The organism is Rhodoferax potami (assembly GCF_032193765.1).
GTDB lineage: Bacteria > Pseudomonadota > Gammaproteobacteria > Burkholderiales > Burkholderiaceae_C > Allorhodoferax > Allorhodoferax potami.
The window spans coordinates 2,816,182-2,839,111 of the sequence record NZ_JAVBIJ010000001.1; the positions used below are offsets into that span (position 1 = coordinate 2,816,182).

16 protein-coding genes are annotated in these 22,930 nt (G+C 62.1%); 12 read left to right on the forward strand and 4 right to left on the reverse strand.

From position 1 onward, the window contains the following. Positions 1 to 2: 2 nt before the first annotated feature. From RAE21_RS13525 to RAE21_RS13570, 10 genes are all read left to right on the forward strand, one after another. Entirely contained in the window at positions 3 to 923 is a 921-nt protein-coding gene (locus RAE21_RS13525; RefSeq protein ID WP_313881808.1) for a branched-chain amino acid ABC transporter permease, read from the forward strand. Then, positions 916 to 1,887: a branched-chain amino acid ABC transporter permease gene (locus tag RAE21_RS13530; protein ID WP_313881809.1), complete on the forward strand. Its 972-nt coding sequence runs from the start codon at positions 916 to 918 to the stop codon at positions 1,885 to 1,887. The genes RAE21_RS13525 and RAE21_RS13530 overlap by 8 nt, the downstream gene beginning before the upstream one ends. After that, on the forward strand, positions 1,884 to 2,660 hold the full coding sequence (locus tag RAE21_RS13535; protein ID WP_313881810.1) for an ABC transporter ATP-binding protein: 777 nt from the start codon (positions 1,884 to 1,886) through the stop codon (positions 2,658 to 2,660). Before RAE21_RS13530 ends, RAE21_RS13535 begins: the two co-directional genes overlap by 4 nt. Beyond that, positions 2,657 to 3,373, forward strand: a complete 717-nt coding sequence (locus RAE21_RS13540; RefSeq protein ID WP_428984030.1) for an ABC transporter ATP-binding protein — start codon at positions 2,657 to 2,659, stop codon at positions 3,371 to 3,373. Before RAE21_RS13535 ends, RAE21_RS13540 begins: the two co-directional genes overlap by 4 nt. Positions 3,374 to 3,392: 19 nt before the next feature. Beyond that, positions 3,393 to 4,256 carry an alpha/beta hydrolase gene (locus RAE21_RS13545; RefSeq protein ID WP_313881811.1) on the forward strand — a complete coding sequence of 288 codons (864 nt, stop codon included), beginning with the start codon at positions 3,393 to 3,395 and terminating at the stop codon, positions 4,254 to 4,256. 27 nt (positions 4,257 to 4,283) lie between these two features. Then, positions 4,284 to 5,846, forward strand: a complete 1,563-nt coding sequence (locus RAE21_RS13550) for a class I SAM-dependent DNA methyltransferase (protein ID WP_313881812.1) — start codon at positions 4,284 to 4,286, stop codon at positions 5,844 to 5,846. Further along, positions 5,843 to 6,949 carry a restriction endonuclease subunit S gene (locus RAE21_RS13555; protein ID WP_313881813.1) on the forward strand — a complete coding sequence of 369 codons (1,107 nt, stop codon included), beginning with the start codon at positions 5,843 to 5,845 and terminating at the stop codon, positions 6,947 to 6,949. The genes RAE21_RS13550 and RAE21_RS13555 overlap by 4 nt, the downstream gene beginning before the upstream one ends. 27 nt (positions 6,950 to 6,976) lie before the next feature. Beyond that, a complete protein-coding gene (locus RAE21_RS13560; protein ID WP_313881814.1) occupies positions 6,977 to 7,345 on the forward strand; it encodes a type II toxin-antitoxin system RelE/ParE family toxin in 369 nt (122 codons plus the stop codon). Then, positions 7,335 to 7,706: a helix-turn-helix domain-containing protein gene (locus tag RAE21_RS13565; RefSeq protein WP_313881815.1), complete on the forward strand. Its 372-nt coding sequence runs from the start codon at positions 7,335 to 7,337 to the stop codon at positions 7,704 to 7,706. The genes RAE21_RS13560 and RAE21_RS13565 overlap by 11 nt, the downstream gene beginning before the upstream one ends. A gap of 255 nt (positions 7,707 to 7,961) precedes the next feature. Continuing rightward, a complete protein-coding gene (locus tag RAE21_RS13570) occupies positions 7,962 to 11,450 on the forward strand; it encodes a DEAD/DEAH box helicase family protein (protein WP_313881816.1) in 3,489 nt (1,162 codons plus the stop codon). A 75-nt stretch (positions 11,451 to 11,525) separates the two neighbouring features. Here the strand turns inward: RAE21_RS13570 and RAE21_RS13575 are convergent, their stop codons facing one another. Both RAE21_RS13575 and icmF read right to left on the reverse strand, forming a co-directional pair. Further along, positions 11,526 to 14,687, reverse strand: a complete 3,162-nt coding sequence (locus RAE21_RS13575; RefSeq protein WP_313881817.1) for a bifunctional diguanylate cyclase/phosphodiesterase — start codon at positions 14,685 to 14,687, stop codon at positions 11,526 to 11,528. 129 nt (positions 14,688 to 14,816) lie between these two features. Beyond that, entirely contained in the window at positions 14,817 to 18,110 is a 3,294-nt protein-coding gene (gene icmF / locus RAE21_RS13580; protein WP_313881818.1) for a fused isobutyryl-CoA mutase/GTPase IcmF, read from the reverse strand. 193 nt (positions 18,111 to 18,303) lie between these two features. On the opposite strand from icmF, the gene RAE21_RS13585 reads away from it, so the two are divergent. Continuing rightward, positions 18,304 to 19,083, forward strand: a complete 780-nt coding sequence (locus tag RAE21_RS13585; protein ID WP_313881819.1) for a type III pantothenate kinase — start codon at positions 18,304 to 18,306, stop codon at positions 19,081 to 19,083. A 2-nt stretch (positions 19,084 to 19,085) separates the two neighbouring features. Here RAE21_RS13585 and RAE21_RS13590 read toward each other — a convergent pair whose 3' ends face one another. Further along, positions 19,086 to 20,279 (reverse strand): M20 aminoacylase family protein, encoded by a 1,194-nt coding sequence (locus tag RAE21_RS13590; protein WP_313881820.1) that lies wholly within the window; start codon positions 20,277 to 20,279, stop codon positions 19,086 to 19,088. A 78-nt stretch (positions 20,280 to 20,357) separates the two neighbouring features. On the opposite strand from RAE21_RS13590, the gene RAE21_RS13595 reads away from it, so the two are divergent. Further along, on the forward strand, positions 20,358 to 22,442 hold the full coding sequence (locus tag RAE21_RS13595) for a molybdopterin-containing oxidoreductase family protein (protein ID WP_313881821.1): 2,085 nt from the start codon (positions 20,358 to 20,360) through the stop codon (positions 22,440 to 22,442). On the opposite strand, the gene RAE21_RS13600 is transcribed toward RAE21_RS13595, so the two are convergent. Continuing rightward, positions 22,439 to 22,888, reverse strand: coding sequence for a DUF2721 domain-containing protein (locus RAE21_RS13600; protein ID WP_313876224.1), 450 nt, complete (start codon positions 22,886 to 22,888; stop codon positions 22,439 to 22,441). The two genes, RAE21_RS13595 and RAE21_RS13600, sit on opposite strands and share 4 nt — an antisense overlap. Positions 22,889 to 22,930: the final 42 nt, after the last annotated feature.

Below are 22,930 nucleotides of genomic sequence, written 5' to 3' on the forward strand. Positions count from 1 at the left end.
GCATGAGCGGAATTCTGCTGCTAGAGCAGGCCCTGAACGGCCTGCAGCTTGGCCTGATGCTGTTTTTGTTGGCCGCCGGGCTGACGCTGGTGTTCGGCATCATGGACATGGTGAACCTTGCCCATGGTTCGCTGTACATGGTAGGCGCTTACCTGATCGCCACGGCCACCCAGGCCAGTGGCTCCTACTGGTGGGGCTTGGCTGCGGGTGTGGCGGGTACCGCCCTTTTCGGGGTGCTGCTGGAGGTGTCCGTCCTGCGCAGGCTCTACCGGCGCGACCACGTCACCCAGGTGCTGGGCACCTTTGCCATTTTGCTGATGTGCAATGAAACCGTGCGCATGATCTGGGGCTCACAACCCCTGTCGCTCAACCCGCCGGCCGCACTCTCAGGCCCGGTGGAGTTGTTGCCCGACTTTTTCTACCCGGCTTTCCGCTTGCTCATCATCGTGGTCGGCTTGGCCACGGCGCTGCTGCTCTACCTGCTGGTGACCCGCACCCGGCTGGGCATGCAGGTGCGTGCGGGCGCCTCCAACCGCGACATGGCCCTGGCCATGGGCACCAATGTGCAGCGCCTTTTCACCGCGGTGTTCGGGCTGGGCGCCGCTTTATGCGCGCTGGCCGGCGGCATGCTCGGGCCGCTGCTGGCGGTGCAGGTGGGCATGGGCGAGAGCATTTTGATTCTGGCCTTTGTGGTCATCGTGATCGGTGGCATCGGTTCCATCCGCGGTGCACTGGTGGGCGCGCTGCTGGTGGGCATGGTGGACTCCGGCGGGCGCACCCTGCTGCCCATGGTGTTCGAGTCGCTGTTCGGCGCAGCGCTGGCGGCCGATGCGGCGCCGGCGGTGGCCTCCATCCTGATTTATGTGTTGATGGCTGCGGTGCTTTTCTTCAAGCCGCGCGGCCTGTTCCCTGCCCATGGTTGATTCCAACAACGCCCGCACATCGCTGCACCACACACTGCACCTGCGGGCTGCACTCCCTGTGTTTCTGGTGCTGCTGGCCTTGCCGCAGATCACGGCGGCTTTGCACGCCGAGTTTTACGTCACGCTGGCCACCCGCATCGCGATTTTTGCCCTTGCGGCCAGCAGCCTGAACCTGATTCTGGGCTTCGGCGGCTTGGTGAGCTTCGGGCATGCGGCCTTTGTGGGCGCGGGCGCCTACACCGTAGGCATCCTGATGCAGCATGGCACCGTGCCCGCTGCCATTGCCTGGCCCACTGCCATGCTGGTAAGCGCGGCCCTAGCCTGCTTGATCGGCTTTATCAGCCTGCGCACCCAGGGCGTGTACTTCATCATGATCACGCTGGCCTTTGCGCAAATGCTGTACTACCTGGCCGTCTCCCTTAAAACCTACGGCGGGGACGACGGCCTGCCGCTGGCCGGGCGCAACACCTGGGCCGGCATTGCCCCTGACGACACGGCGCTCTATTACTTGGCCCTCGGTGCGCTCACGCTGTGCTTGCTGTTCACCCAGCGCTTGCTCAACGCGCGCTTCGGACAGGTGCTGCAAGGCCTGCGCGAGAACCCGATGCGCATGCAGGCGCTGGGTTTTCCGGTGCTGCGCACGCAGCTCACCGCCTTTACCTTGGCAGGCGCGATGGCCGGTCTGGCCGGCTCTTTGCTGGCCAACCAGGGCGGTTTTGTCAGCCCGTCCATGATGCAGTGGAGCCAGAGCGGCATGCTGATGGTGATGGTGATTCTGGGTGGCGTGGGCCACCTGTATGGCAGCGTGCTGGGTGCTGCCGCTTTCCTGCTGCTCGAAGAAGTGCTGGGCCACACCACTGAACACTGGCAGCTGGGCTTGGGTGCCATGTTGCTGGCCGTGGTGTTGCTGGCACCGCGTGGTTTGGCCAGCTTGCGCAGCGTGTGGACGCGGAGTCAGGCATGAACACCGGCGCCACCCCTTTGCTGCAGATCGACACGCTGGTCAAGCGATTCGGCGCGCTCACCGCCACCGACCACGCCAGCCTGCAAGTGCACCAGGGCGAAGTCCATGCCCTGATAGGCCCGAATGGCGCAGGCAAGACCACGCTCATCCACCAGATTTCGGGCGCGCTGCAGCCGGATTCCGGGCGCCTGTTACTCAACGGGGCAGACATCACCCGCCTGCCCATGCACGCCCGGGTGAAGCGCGGGCTGGCCCGCTCGTACCAGATCACCAACGTGTTTTTGCGCCTGAGCGTGCAGGACAACCTGGCCCTCGCCCTGCAGGCAGTGGCGGGCAGCAGCATGCGCTTCTGGCGCCCGGTGCACACCGAGACCCAGCGTATGCAGGCGGCAGCAGATGTGGCTGCGCGTGTAGGTTTGCAGGCCCAACTGCAACGCACGGCAGGCGCCTTGTCGCACGCCGAGCAACGGCAGTTAGAGGTGGGCTTGGCGCTCGCCAGCCGCCCGCAGTTGCTGGTGCTGGACGAACCATTGGCCGGCATGGGGCCGGACGAATCCCAGCGCATGGTGGCACTGCTGCAATCGCTGCGCGCCGAGACCACGCTGCTGCTGGTGGAGCACGACATGGACGCCGTGTTCCAACTCGCCGACACCATCTCGGTGCTGGTAGCCGGCCGCGTGATTGTCAGTGGCCAGCCCGATGCCATCCGCCAGAGCGACGACGTGAAGCGCGCCTACCTTGGCGACGAAGCTTTGCCGGAGGTCCGCCCATGAGCATCGAGACCTTGCTCGACATTCAGGGCCTGGAGACGGCGTACGGCAACAGCCAGGTGCTGTTCGGGCTGGACATGCAACTCCAGGCCGGCACCACCTCCACCCTGCTGGGCCGAAACGGCATGGGCAAGACCACCACAGTGCGCAGCATCCTGGGGCTGACGCCAGCGCGCAGCGGCAGCATCCGTTTCCGGGGCGAACGCATTGAGGGCCTGAGCGCCGACCGCATCGCCCGCATGGGCGTGGCTTTGGTGCCCGAGGGACGGCAGATTTTCCCCAACCTCACGGTGCAAGAGAACCTGATTGCCTTTGCCGCGCGGCGCAATGCCAGTGCCGAGCCCTGGACGCTGGAGCGGATTTACCACCTCTTCCCGGTGCTCGAGCAACGCGCGCGCAACATGGGCAACCAGCTCTCCGGCGGCGAACAGCAGATGCTGGCCATAGGCCGCGCGCTGATGACCAACCCGCACCTACTGATCCTGGACGAAGCCACCGAAGGCCTGGCGCCACTCATCCGTGAAGACATCTGGCGCTGCCTGGACACCCTGCGCGCCCAAGGTCAGAGCGTGCTGGTCATCGACAAATATGTGCAGCGCCTGATTGCACTGGCCGGCCACCACACCATCATGGAACGCGGCCGCGCAGTCTGGAGTGGCAACTCGACCACCCTGGCGGCACAACCCGAACTCTGGCACCGCTACGTCGGCATTTGAACCATCAAGGACTACCACCATGCCCAAGCTCTACCGCGACTTTGACACCCAGGCGCAGATCGACGCGCAGTACAACCCCTCCATCGCGCTGCCCGACCCGGCCGCGCCCGGCAAGCACTTTGCCGCGCAGGCCGAAAAGGCCCGCAGCACCCTCAAGCACTATGCAGGCATTCCCTTCGGCCCCACGGTGCATGAGACGCTGGACATCTTTCCGGCGGACGTGCCCAACGCTCCAGTCTTCGTGTTTATCCACGGCGGCTACTGGCGCGCCTTCCAGAGCAAAGACTTTCATGGCGTCGCCTTGGGCCTGCACGCCAGCGGCATCACCACCGTGGTGGTGAACTACGCGCTGGCGCCGTTTGTCACGATTGATGAAATCACCCGCCAGTGCCGCGCAGCCGTGGCCTGGACGCTGCGCAACATTCAGAACTATGGTGGTGACCCGACCCGCGTGGGCGTGGGCGGCCACTCCGCCGGCGGCCACCTGGGTGCCATGTGCCTGCAAACCGCGTGGGACACCGACTACAGCCTGCCGCGCGACCCGCTCAAGGCGGGCCTGCTATTCAGCGGCCTCTATGAGTTGGAACCCCTGCGCTACAGCTACCTGCAGCCCATGATCCAGCTGGACGACGGCGTCATCCGCCGCCAGTCCCCCACGCCCAACCTGCGCGCGTGCCCTACGCCTACCTGGGTGATCTGGGGCGGCCAAGAGTCGGGTGAATTTGCCCGCCAGTCCACCGGCTACCGGGATGCGGCAGTGGCTTTGGGCAACCCGGTGGAACTGAGCGCCATCGATGGTGCCGACCACTTCACCGTGATCCACGGGCTGGAAGACACCCACAGCCCGGTATGCCGCTGGCTGCACCAAAAGCTGACTGCCTAACCCCCACGTACCCCTACCGAAAGCCCCATGCTCACCGGCGACCTCAAAAGCAAAATCGACCAGATCTGGAATGCCTTCTGGTCCGGCGGCATCGCCAACCCCATCGAAGTCATCGAGCAAATCACCTACCTGCTCTTCCTGCGCCGCCTAGACGACCTGCACACCCTGGAAGAAAACAAGGCCACCCGGCTGAAGCGTCCCATGGAGCGCCGCATCTTCCCCGAGGGCCTAGATTCGCGTGGCCGCGCGTTTGACACCCTGCGCTGGAGCCGCTTCAAAAACGAAGCCCCCAGCGAAATGTTTGTCATCGTGGGCGAACACGTCTTCCCCTTCCTGCGCACGCTGGGCACGGACGACTCGACGTACGCCCACCACATGAAGGACGCCCGCTTCACCATCCCCACGCCAGCCCTCTTGGCCAAGGTGGTGGACCTGCTGGACGCCGTGCCCATGGACAACCGCGACACCAAGGGCGACCTGTACGAATACATGCTGGGCAAGATCGCCAGCGCCGGACAAAACGGCCAGTTCCGCACCCCGCGCCACATCATTCAACTGATGGTGGAAATGACCGCGCCCACGCCCACTGACACCATTTGCGACCCGGCCAGTGGCACCTGCGGCTTCTTGGTGGCGGCGGGCGAATACCTGCGCGAGCAACACGCCAGCCTGTTCCACGACGCCAAGCTGAACCAGCACTTCAACCATGGCATGTTCCATGGCTATGACTTTGACAACACCATGCTGCGCATCGGCAGCATGAACATGATGTTGCACGGCGTGGACAACCCCGCCATCACCTACCGCGACTCGCTGGGCCAGGAGCATGGGCTGGAAGAAGACCGCTACAGCCTGGTGCTGGCCAACCCGCCCTTTGCCGGCAGCCTGGACTACGAGAACGTCGCCAAAGACCTGCTGCAAACCGTCAAGACCAAAAAGACCGAGCTGCTCTTCCTGGCCCTGTTCCTGCGCCTGCTCAAGCCCGGTGGCCGCGCGGCGGTCATCGTGCCCGACGGCGTGTTGTTTGGCTCAAGCACAGCGCACAAAGCCCTGCGCAAAATGCTGGTGGAAGACCAAAAACTGGACGGCATCGTCAGCCTGCCCGGCGGCGTGTTCAAGCCCTACGCGGGTGTGAGCACCGCCATATTGTTCTTCACCAAAACCAACAGCGGCGGCACGGACAAGGTGTGGTTCTACGACATGCAGGCCGACGGCTACAGCCTGGACGACAAACGCCAGCCGCTACTGCCTGAGGATAAATTAGGCCTCCAGCGCACGCCCGCTGTGCGCGAGCAGCTATCAAAAGAAGAGCACGCCAAAAATAACCTGCCCGACGTGCTGGCCCGCTGGGCAAGACGTAACGAGGTGGGGGAGGGGGCGGAGCAGCAGCGCAGCCGCACCGCGCAAAGTTTCTGCGTGCCCAAAGCCGACATCGCCGCCAACGGCTACGACCTGAGCATCAACCGCTACAAGGAAGTGGTGTACGCGCAAGTGCAGCACCGCGCGCCATCGGAAATCTTGGCCGAGCTGGCCAAGTTGGACAAGGAGATTGCGGCGGGGATGAAAGTGTTGGAGGGGATGTTGAAGTGATTGGCATCCAAAAGCTTGGTGATGTTGCGGAGTTCATTCGTGACGGTACACACGGTTCGCCGGTGCGTGTTGAGAAAGGCATTCCTGTTCTCAGCGCAATGAACGTCAAAGGCGGTGTGCTGAATTTCGAAACGGACCGATTCACTTCGATTGACGAGTTTGAATCTTTTAATCGGCGATTGCCATTGGCTGCGGGCGATCTACTTCTGACAATTGTTGGGACTATTGGCCGGTCAGCTGTCATCGATGAGGTTCGGCCGTTGGTTTTTCAGCGTAGTGTTGCGGTCGTTCGACCGAAGCACAAGTTGTTGAATTCACGCTTTCTATTCCACGTTACACAGAGCCGGAATTTTCAGAACCAGCTTGATCGTGCTGCCAACAAGTCGTCACAAGCGGGGGTCTATCTAGGTAAGTTGGGTGATGTAGAAGTTCCGATTCCCCCGCTGGAAGAGCAACGCCGCATCGCCGCCATCCTGGACCAGGCCGAAACCCTCCTAACCCAACGCCGCCAAGCCCTGGCCCACCTCGACACCCTCACCCAGTCCCTCTTTCTCGATATGTTTGGCGACGTTGAGCGGAACCCAAAAGGACATCCCAAGATGTCGCTCGGAAGTCTGGTGAAGCTAAAGAGCGGTGATTTCCTTCCAGCCTCGAAAATGGCGGCTGCCGGACAGCACCCTGTTTACGGAGGCAACGGCATAAACGGCTTGCACGATTCGTACATGTTCGAGGAGTCGAAAATTGTGATTGGGCGGGTTGGCGCTTACTGCGGATGTGTCCACGTCACAAAACCGCAAAGCTGGATTACCGACAATGCACTGTATTTGGATAGCGTTGATCAGGCATGCGACATGGTGTATTTGGCGTTCGCTCTAACCGAAGCTAGATTGAACCAGTACGCAAGTCAGTCGGGACAGCCTTTGATTTCCGGTTCAAGGATTTCGCCAGTTCCTATGCTGGTGCCCCCACTCTCCCTCCAACAAACCTTCGCCACCCGCATCCAAGCCATCGAAGCCCTCAAAGCCACCCACCGCACCGCCTTGGCCCAGCTAGACGCCCTGTTCGCCTCGCTGCAGCAGCGGGCGTTTGCGGGGGAGTTGTAAAAATACCCAATTCGATATAATTTGCCCATGCCTGTATCGCACTCCGAAAAGCCGCTTCACTGGGTTGGCTCCGCCAAGAAAGACCTCTTGGCATTGCCTGACGAGGTGATTGACGACTTTGGGTACGCGTTAGGCGCGGTGCAGTTGGGTGCCACGCCTGCGCAAGCCAAGCCGTGGAAGGGCGAAGGCCCCGGCGTGCTGGAGCTGGTAGAGAACCACCGGGGCGACACCTTTCGTGCGGTGTACACGGTGCGGTTTGCCAAGGCGGTGTATGTGCTGCACTGCTTTCAAAAGAAGTCACCCAGCGGCATCAAAACGGCGCAGAGTGACATTGACCTGATTCACGAGCGCCTGAAGTTGGCACAGCAACATTACAAGGATCACCATGAACGCTAAAACTAAACCACCGGTAGCAAAAACCGCTGAGACCGTTGAAATGGGTTCGGGCAATGTGTTTGCAGATTTGGGCCTGCCCGACGCGGACGAACGCCACCTGCGCGTGCAGCTGGCCACCCGGCTCAATGACTTGCTCAAGGCCGAAGGTCTGACCCAAGCGGCAGCGGCCAAGCGCCTTGGTATTGCGCAGCCGCATGTGTCTGAACTCAAAAACTACAAACTCGGCCGCTTCTCCAGCGAGCGCCTGTTGCACTACATCACGCTAATGAATCGCGACGTAGAGATCTTTATTCGCCCTCGTGCTGCGTTGTCATTGGCGGGTGTTGCTACTGGGGCTGTGACGGTATGGGCGGCGGCGTAAGACTGGGCGCGCCAGAAGCGGGGCGGATACAGGATTTCTAAAGCACTAGATTTCCAAAGATGGTTTAAGGGAGGTTTGTTTTGAAAATAAATTCAATAAAAACAACGACTTATAAAACATGGGATTACAAGAGAGCGATGCTGAGCGCAAGCTTTAGCGCGTATGGCTCTTGCTTTAAAAATCTGACCCTATGAGGTCAAATCTGCTGCTTTTGCAAGCAATCAGCCGGTTTTTGCCCTCATGGGGTCAAAAATAATGGCCTCCAACTTCTCATTCCTGCAGGCCGAATGGCCAGCGCTCTATGCCGAGGCCACCAAGGCCGAGCAGGCTGCGCTGACTGACCCGCGCACCGCCTGCTTCTACGCGCGGCGCACGCTGGAGCTGGCAGTGGTGTGGCTGTTTCAGGCAGAGGGCGGACGTGGTGGACGGCTACAAATGCCGTACAAGCCAGACCTGTCGGCATTCTTGTTTGAGCCCAGTTTCAAGGTGCTGGTCGGCCCCGCGCTGCACGCCAAGATGGATGTGGTGCGCAAGCAGGGCAACAACGCGGTGCACAGCGCGCGGCCTATCACCGCAAGTGACGCCACCGCCGTGCTGCGCGAACTGTTTCAGGTGGCCTTTTGGCTGGCACGCAACTACGGGCGCAATGTGGCCGCCCGGCCCGACCCGGCGCTGCAGTTCCGTGCAGAGCTGCTCCCCCGCCCTACCAATGCTGCAGCAGAACAAGCCGCCGCCCAAGCCAGTGCTCAAGCCACACAGGCCGCGCTGCAAAAGCTGGCCACCCTGGCCGACGAGCTGGCAGCGCGCGATGCAGCGCTGGCCGCCGCCCAGCAGAAAACGGCGGCACTGGACGCCGAGCTGGCACAGCTGCGCGCCGAGGTAGCTGCCGCCAAAGCAGCCAACACCGCCACACCGGATTCCCACGACTACAACGAGGCCGAGACACGCGACCTCTATATCGACCTGCTGCTCAAAGAAGCGGGCTGGAAGCTGGACCAAGCACGCGACCGCGAATTTGAAGTGCAAGGCATGCCCAATGCACAAGGAAAATTTGAGGGCACGGGCTATGTGGACTACGTGCTGTGGGGTGACGATGGCAAACCCCTTGCTGTGATGGAAGCCAAACGCACCCGGCGCGACGCGCGCGTGGGCCATCAGCAGGCCAAGCTGTATGCCGATTGCCTGCAAACCCAGTTTGGCCAGCGCCCACTGATCTACACCACCAACGGCTACGAGCACTGGTTTTGGGACGACAGCACCTACCCGCCGCGCCCGGTGCAAGGCTTCCACAAAAAGGACGAGTTGCAACTGCTGGTGCAGCGCCGTACCAGCGCCAAGCCGCTGGCGGGCGTGACTATCAACCCCGAGATCGTGGAGCGGCACTACCAGCTGCGCGCCATCCGCCGCATTGGCGAAACCTTTGAGCAAGACCGCCAGCGCAAGGCCCTGGTGGTGATGGCCACGGGCGCGGGCAAGACCCGCACCGTGATTGCGCTGGTGAACTTGCTGCAGCGCGCCAACTGGGCCAAGCGCATCCTGTTTCTGGCCGACCGCGTGGCGCTGGTGAACCAAGCGGCCAATGCCTTTAAAGCGCATTTGCCGGATGCAGCGGCGGTGAACTTGGTGACCGACAAGGAAACAGAAGGCCGCGTGTTTGTGAGCACCTACCCCACGATGATGGGGCTGATCAACGAGACAGACGATGGGCTGCGCCGCTTTGGCGTGGGGCACTTTGACCTGATCATCGTGGACGAGGCGCACCGCTCCATCTACCAAAAGTACAAAGCCATCTTTGCCTACTTTGATGCGCTGCTGGTGGGCCTGACGGCCACGCCCAAAGACGAGATTGACCGCAACACCTACAGCCTGTTTGAGCTGGAAAACGGTGTGCCCACCGATGCCTATGGCCTGGAAGACGCGATTGCCGAGAAGTATTTGGTGCCGCCGCGCGCGGTGTCGGTGCCGCTGAAGTTCCAGCGCGAGGGCATCAAATACGCGGAGCTGAGCGAAGACGAGCGCGCGCAGTGGGACGAGTTAGATTGGGATGATGAAGGCCACGCCCCCGACGAGGTGGGTGCCGAGGCGGTGAACAAATGGCTGTTCAACACCGACACCGTAGACAAGGTGCTGGAGCTCCTGATGACCCAGGGCCACAAAGTGGCGGGCGGCGACCGTTTGGGCAAAACCATTGTGTTTGCCAAAAACAATGCGCATGCCAACTTCATTGCAGACCGCTTCAACGCCAACTACCCGCACTACGCGGGGCAGTTTGCCCGCGTGATTACTTACCAGACTGAGTACGCGCAGAGCTTGATTGACGACTTCTCCACTAAAGAGAAGGCACCGCACATTGCCATTTCGGTAGACATGCTGGACACCGGCATTGACGTGCCCGAGGTGGTGAACCTAGTGTTCTTCAAGATCGTGCGGTCCAAGGCCAAGTTCTGGCAGATGGTGGGGCGTGGCACACGCTTGTGCAAAAACCTGTTTGGACCGGATCAGCACAAGCAAGAGTTTGTGATTTTTGACTTCTGCCAGAACCTGGAGTTCTTTAGCCAGAACTTGGAGGGCAGCAAAGGAAATGTGGCCGAGCCGCTGAGCCAGCGCACCTTCAAGGCGCGGCTGGAACTGTTGAGCGTGCTGGACGAGCAGCTGGCGCAGGAGCAGGGTGGCGCCGGTGCAAAGGTGGCTGAGCCCGCAACGGGCTATGGGCTGACCGCTACCGCTATGCGCGCTGACACGGCCAGCTACCTGCACACGGTGGTGGCCGGTATGCGACTGGATAACTTTGTAGTGCGCCCGCAGCGCCGCTGGGTAGAGCCGTGGAGCCAGGCAGAGGCGTGGCACAAGGTTACCAGCGACCAGCTGGCGGATTTGGCGCAACACGTCTCCGGCCTGCCCAGCGCTGTGCGCGACGACGATGAAGAAGCCAAGCGCTTTGATTTGCTCATGCTGCGCACCCAACTGGGTAGTGCGCGCGGCGACGTGGGCTTTGCCCGACTGCGCGAGCAGGTGCGTGCGCTGGCCGAGGCTTTAAGTGAGCTGGGCAGCATCCCCGACGTGAAAAAGCACATGGTGCTGATTGAAGCAGTGGCCGGTGAAGAGTGGTGGCAAGACGTGACCCTGCCCATGCTGGAGCAGGCGCGCAGGCACCTGCGCGGGCTCATCAAGCTGCTGGAGAAGACGCGGCGCAAGGTGGTCTACACCGACTTTGAGGATGCGGTGGGCGAAACCACAGAAGTAGCCCTGCCATTGGGCGGCAGTGCAGGCGACTTTGAGCGCTTCCGGCTCAAGGTGCGGGCCTTCTTGCGCACGCATGAGAACCACATCACCCTGCACAAGCTGCGCCGCAACCAGCCACTCACCTCGACCGACTTGGCCGAGCTGGAGCGCCTGCTGATCGACAGCGGGACCGCCACCGCCGAAGACGTGGCCCGCGCGGGACAAGAGGCCCATGGGCTGGGCCTCTTTGTGCGTGGACTGGTGGGCTTGGACCGTGAGGCGGCGACCCAAGCGCTCAATGGTTTTGTGGCAGGCAAGACCTTGACGGCCAACCAGCTGGAGTTTGTGAACCTGATCGTTACCCACCTGACGGAGCGTGGCGTGATGGATGTGGGGCTGCTGTACGAGCCACCATTCACCAGCTACGCACCGCAGGGGCCCGACGCGCTGTTTACGTCTGCCCAAGTGGACGAGTTGTTTGGGGTGTTAGACCACATCAAAGCCACTGCGCTGGCAGCCTGACGGGCTAGATTACAAGCCAAATATGCCGCTAGCCCAAATAAAACATGCGCTAGCAGCTAGCAATTCCATAGCAAATCACCCTGCGATCGGTGGCCGGCGGCGGTCCTCGCGCAGGGCGTGGCTGCGCAGGTAGCTCACCCACTCGTCCAGGGGGATCGGGCGGCTGAAGCAGTAGCCCTGCAGCTCGTCGCAGCCCAGCGCGGTCAGAGTCTGGGCGGTGGGCAGGTTCTCCACGCCTTCCGCCACCACCTTCAGGCCCAGGGTGTGGCCGAGCGCAATCACCGCGTGCACGATGGCGGCATCGGCGCTGTCTTCCAGCATGCCCAAGACAAAGGACTGGTCGACCTTGAGCTTGTCGATGTCGAAGCGCTTGAGGTAGGCCAGGCTGGAATAGCCGGTGCCGAAGTCATCAATCGCCACCTTGACGCCCAGCGCCTTGAGGGCTGCCACTTTTTGTTGGGCGGCGACCGGGTTGTCCATCAGGTGAAACTCGGTGAGCTCCAGCTCCAGTTGGGCCGGGGGCATGCGGGTATCGCGCAGCACCGCAATCAGCTGATCCACCAGCTCCGGGTCGGCCAGCTGGGCGACCGACAGGTTGACCGACAGCTCCAGCCCCTTGCAGACGCCTTGGGCCTCCAGGGCCATCCAGTTGCGGCAGGCCTCGCGCAGCACCCAGGCGCCTATGGGTTTGATCAAGCCACTTTCTTCGGCCACATGGATGAACTCGCCCGGCGGCACCTGGCCCAGCAGCGGGTTTTTCCAGCGCAGCAGGGCCTCGGCACCCTGCACCTTGCGGGTGCGGGCGTTCAGCCGCGGCTGGTAGTGCAGGCTGAACTCGTCATTGGCCAGCGCCTGGCGCAGCTGGGTTTCCATGGTTTGCCGCGCCAACACCCGCTGGTCGGTCTCGGGGGAAAAGAAGCGCGCCATGTCGCGGCCGGCTGATTTGGCCTCGTACATGGCCGCATCGGCACGGCGCATCAGCTCATCCTGGTCCAGGGCGTCATCGGGAAAGAGGGCCACGCCCACACTGCACGACACCGAGAGCACATGGCCATCGACCGTTGCGGTCTGGCGGATGGACGGAATCAGCCGGTCATTGACCAAGGCGTGCAGTTCATCCAGATCGCCCACATGGCGCAGCACAATGACAAACTCGTCGCCGCCCAGGCGGCTCACGGTGTCATCGGTGCGCACTGCGGCCGACAGGCGGCGCGCCACGGTGCGCAGCAGCCCGTCGCCAATATGGTGGCCCAAGGTGTCATTGATGGCTTTGAAGCGATCGAGGTCGATAAACAGCACGGCTACTTTCTCGCCGCTGCTGCGCGCACTCACCAGGGCTTCGCCCAGGCGCTGCTGGCACAGGGCGCGGTTGGGCAACTCAGTCAGCACATCGTGCTGGGCCAGAAAGCGGATGCGCTCTTCTTTGGCCTTGCGGTCGGTGATGTCGATGGAGATGCCGATGTAGTTCACCACCTCGCCGCTGGTGGCACTCTTGTGCACCGAAGACACCATCAGCCAGGCGGGATAGGTATCGCCGTTTTGTTTGCAGAAGCGCACTTCGCCTTGCCAGTCGTTGTGGCTCTCCAGCTCGGACCAGACCGCGTCTTGCGGGGTCTGCATGACAAAGCTCAAGTCGCGGCCCAGTGCCTCGTAAATGTCGTGCCCGGTGCTGCGGCAGAAGGCGTGGTTCACGCTGATGATCTTGCGGCTCTCGTCCATGATGATGATGCCCTCGCTGGAGGCTTCAAACACCTTGGCCCATAGCTCCAGCCGCTGCTCCATCACCTTGAGCTTGTTGATCGGGGTGAAGGCGGTGAGCACCGCGTCGCGCCCCTGGTAGTTCAGCCGCCGCGCGGACAGCACCGCCCACGACGGGGTGGCGCCACCGTGCCAGCGCACCTCGAACTCATCCACCGCATCAAAGTCAGCCAGGCGCTGGAAAAAACGCCCCCGCACCCCCGGCTCCAGGCCATGGCGCCACGGGTCATCGGTGCGGCCACCTAACCACGGCCGGGCCGGGGTGTTGACGTGCAGCACCTCGTGGTCCGGCACCGAGGTCACCACAATGGGGATGGGGAAGGCCTCCACCAGCTCGCGCTGGGCCTCTGCTGCGCGAGCGCTGGCGGCCAGCTCTTGTTGCACCAGGCGATCGCGGTCCAGCTGCGCCAGCATGCCGTTGAATGCGGAAAAGAGTTGACCGATCTCATCACGGCTATGCCACTCGGCCCGCAAGGTGTAGTCCGCGTTGCGCCGCACATCGTGGGCGACACGGGCCAAGCCCTGCAGGGGTTTGGCGATCTGGCTGGCTACCAGATACACCAAGCTCAAAATGCAGCCCAACAGCAGCAAGGCCGTGCCCAGGTGGATCCACATGCGCTGAAACAAGGTATCCACCCGCTGGGTCAGCAAGAGTTCCAACTGCGCAATACCGGTCTGCCAGCTCACCGACAGGTCTTGCAGTGCCTTCTGGGAGCTCGCATCGAGGCGGTCTATCTGCTCGGGCGTGATGTTGGCGGTGTTGATGTCCCGCACAGCCCGGGTGAACTCAACCAGCGACTGTTGCAGCGCGTCGCGCCCCGGCTTGAGCGCCGCCCGCAACTCGGGCGTGCCGGCCAACCAGGCTTGCTCGTAGTCCGACTCCAGGCCTTGCTGCACCGCATCCAGCCGGCCCAACACCGTGAGCAGCTGGGCGTTGGGGCTGAAGCCGCGAACCCGATTATCCCAATGGCGCATCAGGTTGTGGGTGTCCAACATGACTTGCAGCAGCTCCGGCAGGCGCAACAGGGTAAGGGACATGACGTAATAGCTGTCCAGGTCCGGGTCCAGAATCAGGTTGGACTGGTTGCCCACGATGGTGAGCAAATCACGCGCCTGCCCCAACATGCGGGCGTGCTCGGCATCCGTGCGGGACTCCAGCAGTAGCTCGTGCAGTCGCTGGGAGGCGGCAGCGGTATTGAGCTGCGCGTCGTAAGCGGCGCGGGCCTGGTCGAACTCTGGCAATGCGGGCGCTGTAGCGCGGCCGGCGGGCTGCAGAATCGTGTCCATCACGTTCTGGCGCACGACCTCGGCATACCGTGCGCCCACGATTTCTTTGCGGGCAAAGTCAATCGCGAGGTACTTCTCGTGAATCAGGATGCCTGAAACGTAAATGACTGCCGTGAGGTCTAACAGATAAATGAGCGTGAGCTTGCGTCCGACGCTCAAACGCCCCAACCACAGCGGAATTTTTGACAGCATGTGCAAGGCCCCATATCCCAAGCCTCCCGCGGATGCGGGTTCCAACGGCTTGGTTTAGACACAAGCAATAACCGCACCAGAAATGCCCCATTTGGGTGCGTGACCGAAAAATTCGCTGTCAGTGGGCGCTCACATATTGCGCCGGTACTGCCCGCCAACCTCAAACAACGCCGTGGTAATTTGTCCAAGCGAGCAGACGCGTACTGCGTCCATCAGTACGTTGAAGACGTTTTGGTTATCGATCACCGCTTGCTGCAATTGCTTGAGCATGGCGGGCGCTTCTGCCGAGTGGCGTGTATGGAAATCCTGCAGGCGTTTGAGCTGGTTCTGCTTTTCCTCATCGGTGCTGCGGGCGAGCTCCAGCTTCTCCATCACCTGGTCGCCATGCGGGTTGCGGAAGGTGTTCACGCCGATGATGGGCAGCTCGCCGGTGTGCTTGAGCATTTCGTAGTGCATGGATTCGTCTTGGATCTTGCCGCGCTGGTAGCCGGTCTCCATCGCACCCAACACGCCGCCACGGTCGGCAATGGCTTCGAACTCTTTGAGCACCGCCTCTTCGACTAGCTCGGTCAGCTCTTCGATGATGAAGGCGCCTTGGCTCGGGTTTTCGTTTTTGGCCAGGCCCCACTCGCGGTTGATGATGAGCTGGATGGCCATGGCACGGCGGACCGAGTCTTCGGTGGGCGTGGTGATGGCTTCGTCAAACGCGTTGGTGTGCAGGCTGTTGCAGTTGTCGTAAATCGCAATCAGCGCCTGCAGCGTGGTGCGGATGTCGTTGAACTGGATCTCCTGCGCGTGCAGGCTGCGGCCACTGGTTTGGATGTGGTACTTGAGTTTTTGACTGCGTTCATTGGCGCCGTATTTCTCTTTCATGGCCACCGCCCAGATGCGGCGCGCCACGCGGCCCATCACGGTGTACTCGGGGTCCATGCCGTTGCTGAAGAAGAAGCTCAGGTTGGGCGCAAAGTCGTCAATATGCATGCCGCGCGCCAGATACGCCTCCACAAAGGTGAAGCCGTTGGACAGGGTGAACGCCAGCTGGCTGATGGGGTTGGCCCCGGCTTCGGCAATGTGGTACCCGCTGATGGACACGCTGTAGAAATTGCGCACGTTGTGGTGCACAAAATAGCTGGCAATGTCGCCCATCACCTTGAGTGAGAACTCGGTGCTGAAGATGCAGGTGTTCTGGCCCTGGTCCTCTTTCAGGATGTCGGCTTGCACCGTTCCGCGCACATTGGCGAGCACCCATTCCTTGATTTTGGCGACTTCGGTATCCGTAGGCTCGCGGCCGTTGTCGGCCTTGAACTTGTCGATGTTCTGGTCGATGGCCGTATTCATGAACATCGCCAGGATCGACGGCGCCGGGCCATTGATGGTCATGGACACACTGGTGCTCGGGCTGCACAAGTCAAACCCGCCATAGAGCACTTTCATGTCGTCCAGCGTGGCAATGCTCACGCCGCTGTTACCCACCTTGCCATAAATGTCCGGGCGCGGGTCGGGGTCGTTGCCGTAGAGCGTGACCGAGTCGAAAGCGGTAGAGAGGCGCTTGGCCGCCATGCCGCTGGACAGCAGCTTGAAGCGGGTGTTGGTGCGGAAGGCATCGCCCTCGCCCGCGAACATACGGGTCGGGTCCTCGCCCTCGCGCTTGAAGGCAAAGGTACCTGCGGTGTAGGGGTAGCTGCCGGGCACGTTGTCCAGCATCAGCCACTTCAGAATTTCGCCATGGTCTTCGTACTGCGGCAAAGCCACTTTGCGGATGGTGGTACCGCTCAAGCTCTTGGTGGTGAGTGCGGTGCGGATTTCTTTGTCGCGGATCTTCACCACGTACTCATCACCCGCGTAGGCTTTTTGCATCTCAGGCCACTGAGCCAGCAGCTTGCGCTCTGCGGCGCCCATGCGCTCCACGCGTTGATCCGCCAGATCTGCCACGGCTTGCACCGCGCCGGCTTTGTCGGGATCCGATTCGTGCAGCATGCGGCCGCTTTCGCGCAGTTGCTGGATTTCGCGGGCCAGGCGGGCTTGTTCTTTGGCGCGTTTCTTGTAGCCCCGCACCGTGTCGCTGATTTCGGCCAAATAACGGGTGCGCGCTGCTGGCACCACCGGCGTCTGGTTGGAGCTGTGACGCACGCTCACCCGGGGCAAGGTGCCGTCCTGGAGCGATACGCCCAAGGCCTTAAGGCGCGGCAGCACCGCTTGGTAGAGGGCGGTCACGCCATCGTCGTTGAAGCGCGCAGCCATGGTACCGAACACCGGCATCTGCTCGGTGGGGGTGCCCCAGGCTTCTTTGTTGCGTTGCACCTGTTTGGCCACGTCGCGCAGCGCATCGCTGGCACCCTTGCGGTCAAACTTATTGATCGCTACAAGCTCAGCAAAGTCCAGCATATCGATTTTTTCGAGCTGGCTGGCGGCACCGAATTCGGGGGTCATGACATACAAGGGCACATCCACATGCGGCACGATGGCCGCATCGCCCTGGCCGATGCCGGAGGTTTCGACCACGATCACATCAAAGCCGGCCACCTTGCAGGCCGCAATCACATCCGGCAGCGCCGCGCTGATTTCAGAGCCGAAATCCCGCGTAGCTAGGCTGCGCATGAACACCCGGGAGCCCTGCTGCCAAGGCGAGATGGCATTCATGCGAATACGGTCGCCCAAGAGCGCGCCCCCGCTCTTGCGGCGGCTCGGGTCGATGGAAATGACCGCGACACGCAAAGCGTCGTTCTGGTCCAGCCGCAGGCGGCGGATCAGTTCATCCGTCAGGCTGGACTTGCCGGCACCACCGGTGCCGGTGATACCCACAACCGCTATCTTTTTAGTAGCTGCTTGCGCACGCATTTCCTGCGCCAAAGCCGGATTTAGCTTGGAAGCCTCTGCTGCCGTCAAAAGCTGGGAAAGGGCGCGCCAACTGGCCTCTGTGTGGCCCTGAATCGCCGACAAATCAGTGGGTGCCAGGGCCGTGATGTCTTTGTCGCAGCGCATCACCATTTCGCCAATCATGCCGGCCAGCCCCATGCGTTGACCGTCTTCCGGGCTGTAAATGCGGGCCACCCCATACGCATGCAGCTCTCGGATTTCGGCCGGCACGATCACCCCGCCACCGCCGCCAAACACCTGAATGTGCGAACCGCCACGCTCCCGCAGCAAGTCGACCATGTACTTGAAGTACTCGACATGCCCGCCCTGGTAGGAGCTGATGGCAATGCCTTGCACATCTTCCTGCAGGGCTGCTGTGACCACCTCATCAACACTGCGGTTGTGGCCCAGGTGGATCACCTCTGCCCCCATGCCTTGCAGGATGCGTCGCATGATGTTGATGGCTGCGTCGTGCCCGTCAAACAGGCTGGCCGCGGTGACAAACCGCACTTTGTGGGTCGGGCGGTAATTGGCCAGGGCTTTGTAGTCAGCAGACAGATCGGTCATGGGTTACTCACAAAGGGTTGCCGCGCTCAGCGGCGTGATTGACGTTTACGTAAACGTCAACTGTAAACCAATCACCCTCACGGTGGCTTACGGCCTGCCCTAGGGTAAGTACTTAGCACTGAGCGCCATTGGCTCTCGTCTGCGGTGCTGAATCCGGTAGAGTGCGACTTATCAAGACACTGCTTGCGGCACCATGACATTTCTCGCGCTGGACATCGGCAACACACGCCTCAAATGGGCACACTACGCATCCCCCCGCCCCGGTGCAGCCTTGTTGGCACAAGGTGCCGAGTTTCTGGAGAACATCGACAAGCTCGCGGATGGTGCCTGGAGCGGACTGCCCTCACCGCGCCATGTATTGGGGTGCGTGGTGGCTGGAGATGCCGTCAAACGCCGGGTACAAGAGCAGATGGACCTGTGGGATGTGGTGCCGCAATGGGTGGTCTCCAGCGAAGCCGAAGCCGGCTTACGCAATGGCTACGACCACCCCACCCGCCTCGGGGCGGACCGCTGGGTCGCGATGATCGGGGCCTACCACCACATGCTGAGCCAAGGCCCGGCACGCCCCATGGTGCTGGTCATGGTGGGCACAGCGGTGACAGTAGAAGCCATCGATGCGCAAGGCAAATTCTTGGGCGGGCTGATCCTGCCCGGCCACGGCATCATGCTCAGAGCACTGGAGTCCGGCACCGCCGGCTTGCATGTGCCGACGGGCGAAGTGCGTGATTTCCCGACCAACACCAGCGACGCACTCACCAGCGGCGGGACCTTTGCGATTGCGGGGGCCGTGGAGCGGATGGTGCAACACGTCAAAGCCCATTGCGGTGCAGATCCGGCCTGCATCATGACCGGCGGTGCGGGCTGGAAAATGGCTCCCAGCATGACACGCCCGTTTGAACTGGTGGACAACCTGATTTTTGACGGCCTGCTGCAAATGGCAAAAGACCGCTACGCCATTGAACTGACGCCTTGATGTCAGACGTCCGTCGCTAACCACTCTTCCGCCAAACGCACCCAGAAAGTAGCTCCCAAGGGCAGCAACTCGTCGTTGAAGTCGTAGCTCGGGTTGTGCAAGGTGCAAGGCCCGGCGCCGTGGCCCATGGTGCGGTGGTCGCCGTCCCCGTTGCCGATAAAGGCGTAGCAGCCGGGTTTGGCTTGCAGCATGAATGAAAAGTCTTCGGCGCCCATGGTGGGCTCCTGGGTGTAGACCTTGTCCGCGCCGACGATGCTCTCCATGACTTTGCGGGCAAATGCGGCCTCTTTGGGCGCATTGACCGTGGGCGGGTAGTTGCGCACAAAGGCAAATTCCACCCGGGTGTTGAACGCGGCGCACAGGCTCTCGCTCATCTCGCGCATGCGGCGCTCAATCAGGTCCAAGACCTCGATCGAGAAGGTGCGCACCGTGCCTTGCAACTCGCAGCGGTCAGGAATCACGTTGGTGGCTTCCCCGGCGTTGATCATGGTGACCGAGATCACGCCCGCATCAATCGGTTTCACATTGCGGCTGATGATGGTTTGAAAACCCTGCACCAGCTGGCAAGCCACCACCACCGGGTCGATGGCGTTGTGCGGGATGGCCGCATGGCCGCCCTTGCCGCGGATGGTGATCTTGAATTCGTTGCTGGATGCCATCACCGGGCCTGCGCTGGCCGCAAAGGTGCCCGCGGCCATGCCCGGCCAGTTGTGCATGCCGAACACCGCCTCCACCGGAAACTGCTCAAACAAGCCGTCCTTGATCATCTCGCGGGCGCCGCCGCCACCTTCTTCGGCGGGCTGGAACACCAAGTACACCGTGCCGTCAAAATTGCGCTGCTTGGCAAAGTGCTGCGCCGCTGCCAACAGCATGGCGGTGTGGCCGTCGTGCCCGCAGGCGTGCATCTTGCCGGCATGTTTGCTAGCGTGGGCAAAGGTGTTGAACTCTTGCATGGGCAGGGCGTCCATGTCGGCGCGCAAAGCCAGTGCGCGGCTGGAGGTGCCGGCTTTCACAATGCCCACCACCCCGGTAGTGCCCATGCCGCGGTGGATCGGAATGCCCCACTCGGTCAGTTTGGCGGCCACCACATCGGCCGTGCGCACCTCTTGGAAACACAGCTCCGGGTGGGCATGGATGTCTTTGCGCAGGGACGCAATTTCGGGGGTGTTGGCAACAATGGGTTCGATCAATTTCATGGCAAGTGTCCTCCGCGGGGACAGAAATGTCCCGTTTGTGTCATCGCAAGAGCATACGCAATTCGGTAAAGTCCGCACATGCACTCAGACACTCCCGCGACCACTCACACCCCCGCCACCGCAGCCACCCAGATTCTGGGCGCCTGCCCCCACGACTGCCCGGACACCTGCTCGATGCTGGTCACGGTGCAAGACGGCATTGCGATCAAAGTCCAGGGCAACCCGGACCACCCTGCCACCAATGGCGCGCTGTGCACCAAGGTATCGCGCTACACCGAGCGCACCTACCACCCCGAACGCCTGCTGCACCCGCTCAAACGCGTGGGGCCCAAAGGGTCCGGCCAGTTTGAGCGCGTGAGCTGGGACGAGGCACTGAGCGACATTGCGAACAAGCTCCAGGCCATTGCCGCCCGTGACCCGCAGGCCATTCAGCCCTACAGCTACGCCGGCACCATGGGGCGTGTGCAGGGCGAAGGCATGGCAGCCCGCTTTTTCAACAGAATAGGCGCCGCCCGGCTGGACCGCACTATTTGCGCCTCGGCAGGTGCTGAAGCACTGACCTTCACTCTGGGCAACAAAGTCGGCACCAAGGTGGAGTTTTTTGCAGAGGCCAAACTCATCCTGATCTGGGGCAGCAACTCGATTGCCAGCAATGTGCACTTCTGGCGCTATGTGCAAACCGCCAAGCGCAATGGCGCGCGCATCATCTGCATCGACCCGCGCCGCTCCGAGACGGCCGAGAAATGTCACCAGCACATCGCCCTGCTGCCCGGCACCGATGCCGCCCTCGCGCTGGGCCTGATGCATGAGCTGATCACCCACGACTGGCTGGACCACGACTACATCGCCCGCCACACCCTTGGGTGGGAGGGCCTGCGCGAACGGGCCCTGCAGTGGACGCCCGAGCGCACCGCAGAGGTGTGTGGCATCACCGCCGACGAAGTGCGCGCGCTGGCACGCGAATACGGCCAAACGGCACGCGCAGGCGAGCCTGTGGCCATCCGCATGAACTATGGTCTGCAGCGGGTGCGTGGCGGCGGCAATGCCGTGCGCGCGATTGCCTGCCTTCCCGCCCTAGTGGGCGCCTGGCGGCACCGCGCAGGCGGCGTGTTGCTGTCCAGCTCGGGCTATGTGCCCACCCAGACCATGGCACTTGAGCGGCCGGAACTCCTGGCCGGCCGCACGCCCCGCACCATCAACATGAGCACCATTGGCGATGACCTGCTGCGCCCGGCCAGCCCCGAGTTCGGTCCGGCGATTGAAGCCCTGATCGTTTACAACAGTAACCCGGTCGCGGTGGCCCCGGAATCCGCCAAGGTGGTACAAGGCTTTGCGCGCGAAGACCTGTTTACCGTGGTGCTGGAACACTTCCAGACGGACACCGCCGACTACGCCGACTACGTGTTGCCCGCCACCACCCAGCTCGAACACTGGGACGTGCACAGCAGCTATGGACACACCGACATCCTGCTCAACCGCCCGTCCATAGCCCCGCTGGGCGAGGCCCGCACCAACACCCAGTTCTTCCGTGATCTCGCCCAGCGCATGGGCTATACCGAAGACGTGTTTGCCGAGTCCGATGAGAGCCTGTGTCGCACGGCCTTTGGCGACAAGGTGGACTTTGGCTTGCTACTGAGCCAGGGCTACGCGCCCCTGCCCGTTTCCGATGCACCGTTTGCCGATGGCGGCTTTCCAACACCAAGCGGCAAGTGCGAGTTTTTCAGCGCACGCCTGGCTGCGCGCGGGGACGACGGCCTGCCCGACCACCTGCCCAACTACGAACCCGCAGGAGCGGATGCGAGATACCCGCTGGCGATGATCTCGCCGCCCGCGCGCAATTTCTTGAACTCCACCTTTGTGAACGTAAAGAGCCTGCGCGACATCGAAGGCGAACCCTTGGTGGAACTGCATGAAACCGATGCTGCGCCACGCGGCATTGCGGATGGGGATGAGGTGACGGTATTTAACGCCCGCGGCACCCACCGCTGTGTGGCGCGCGTGTCCGCCCGCGCACGCCCCGGAGTGGTCAACGGCCTGGGCATCTGGTGGCGCAAGCTGGGTCGCGACGGCACCAATGTAAACGAGCTGACCAGCCAACGCCTGACCGATATGGGCCGGGCGCCTACGTTTTACGACTGTGCAGTGGAAGTGAAGAAAAGTTAGCGCTTTTTTCGCCCGAAATTGAGCAGGCGGGTGGCGATGAAAGTCTCCACCATGAAGCAGATCAAGGCGCTCAAAAAGCACACGACACCCCCGACAAACGTAAAGATGGAGATACGTAAGCCGGGGAAGTCAATCGTCTCGCCAAGGAACAACACCACGATGGTGAGGCCGATCAGGAACGCACAGGCTGTTAGCAACGCAATACTCGAGTTCGCTAGCAAACCGCGAGTTCGCAGCTCCGCGAGTTCGGTATAGCCATCTGCATCTTCCGCAGGGTGGGCGCCCTGCTTGATGCGAGTTTCCACATTGCGCGCCCGGTCGATGATGCGCGCCAGTCGTCCGGCCACCGCCGCAATCATGCCGGACACTGCTGTCAAAAGAAAGACGGGCGCAACCGCCAGCTGGATTCCGTGGGAGACCGCATCCGGCTCAAGGGGAAAGGGCATTGCATACACCTCAATAAAAAACGCCATGCCGGCTCGTGCAGG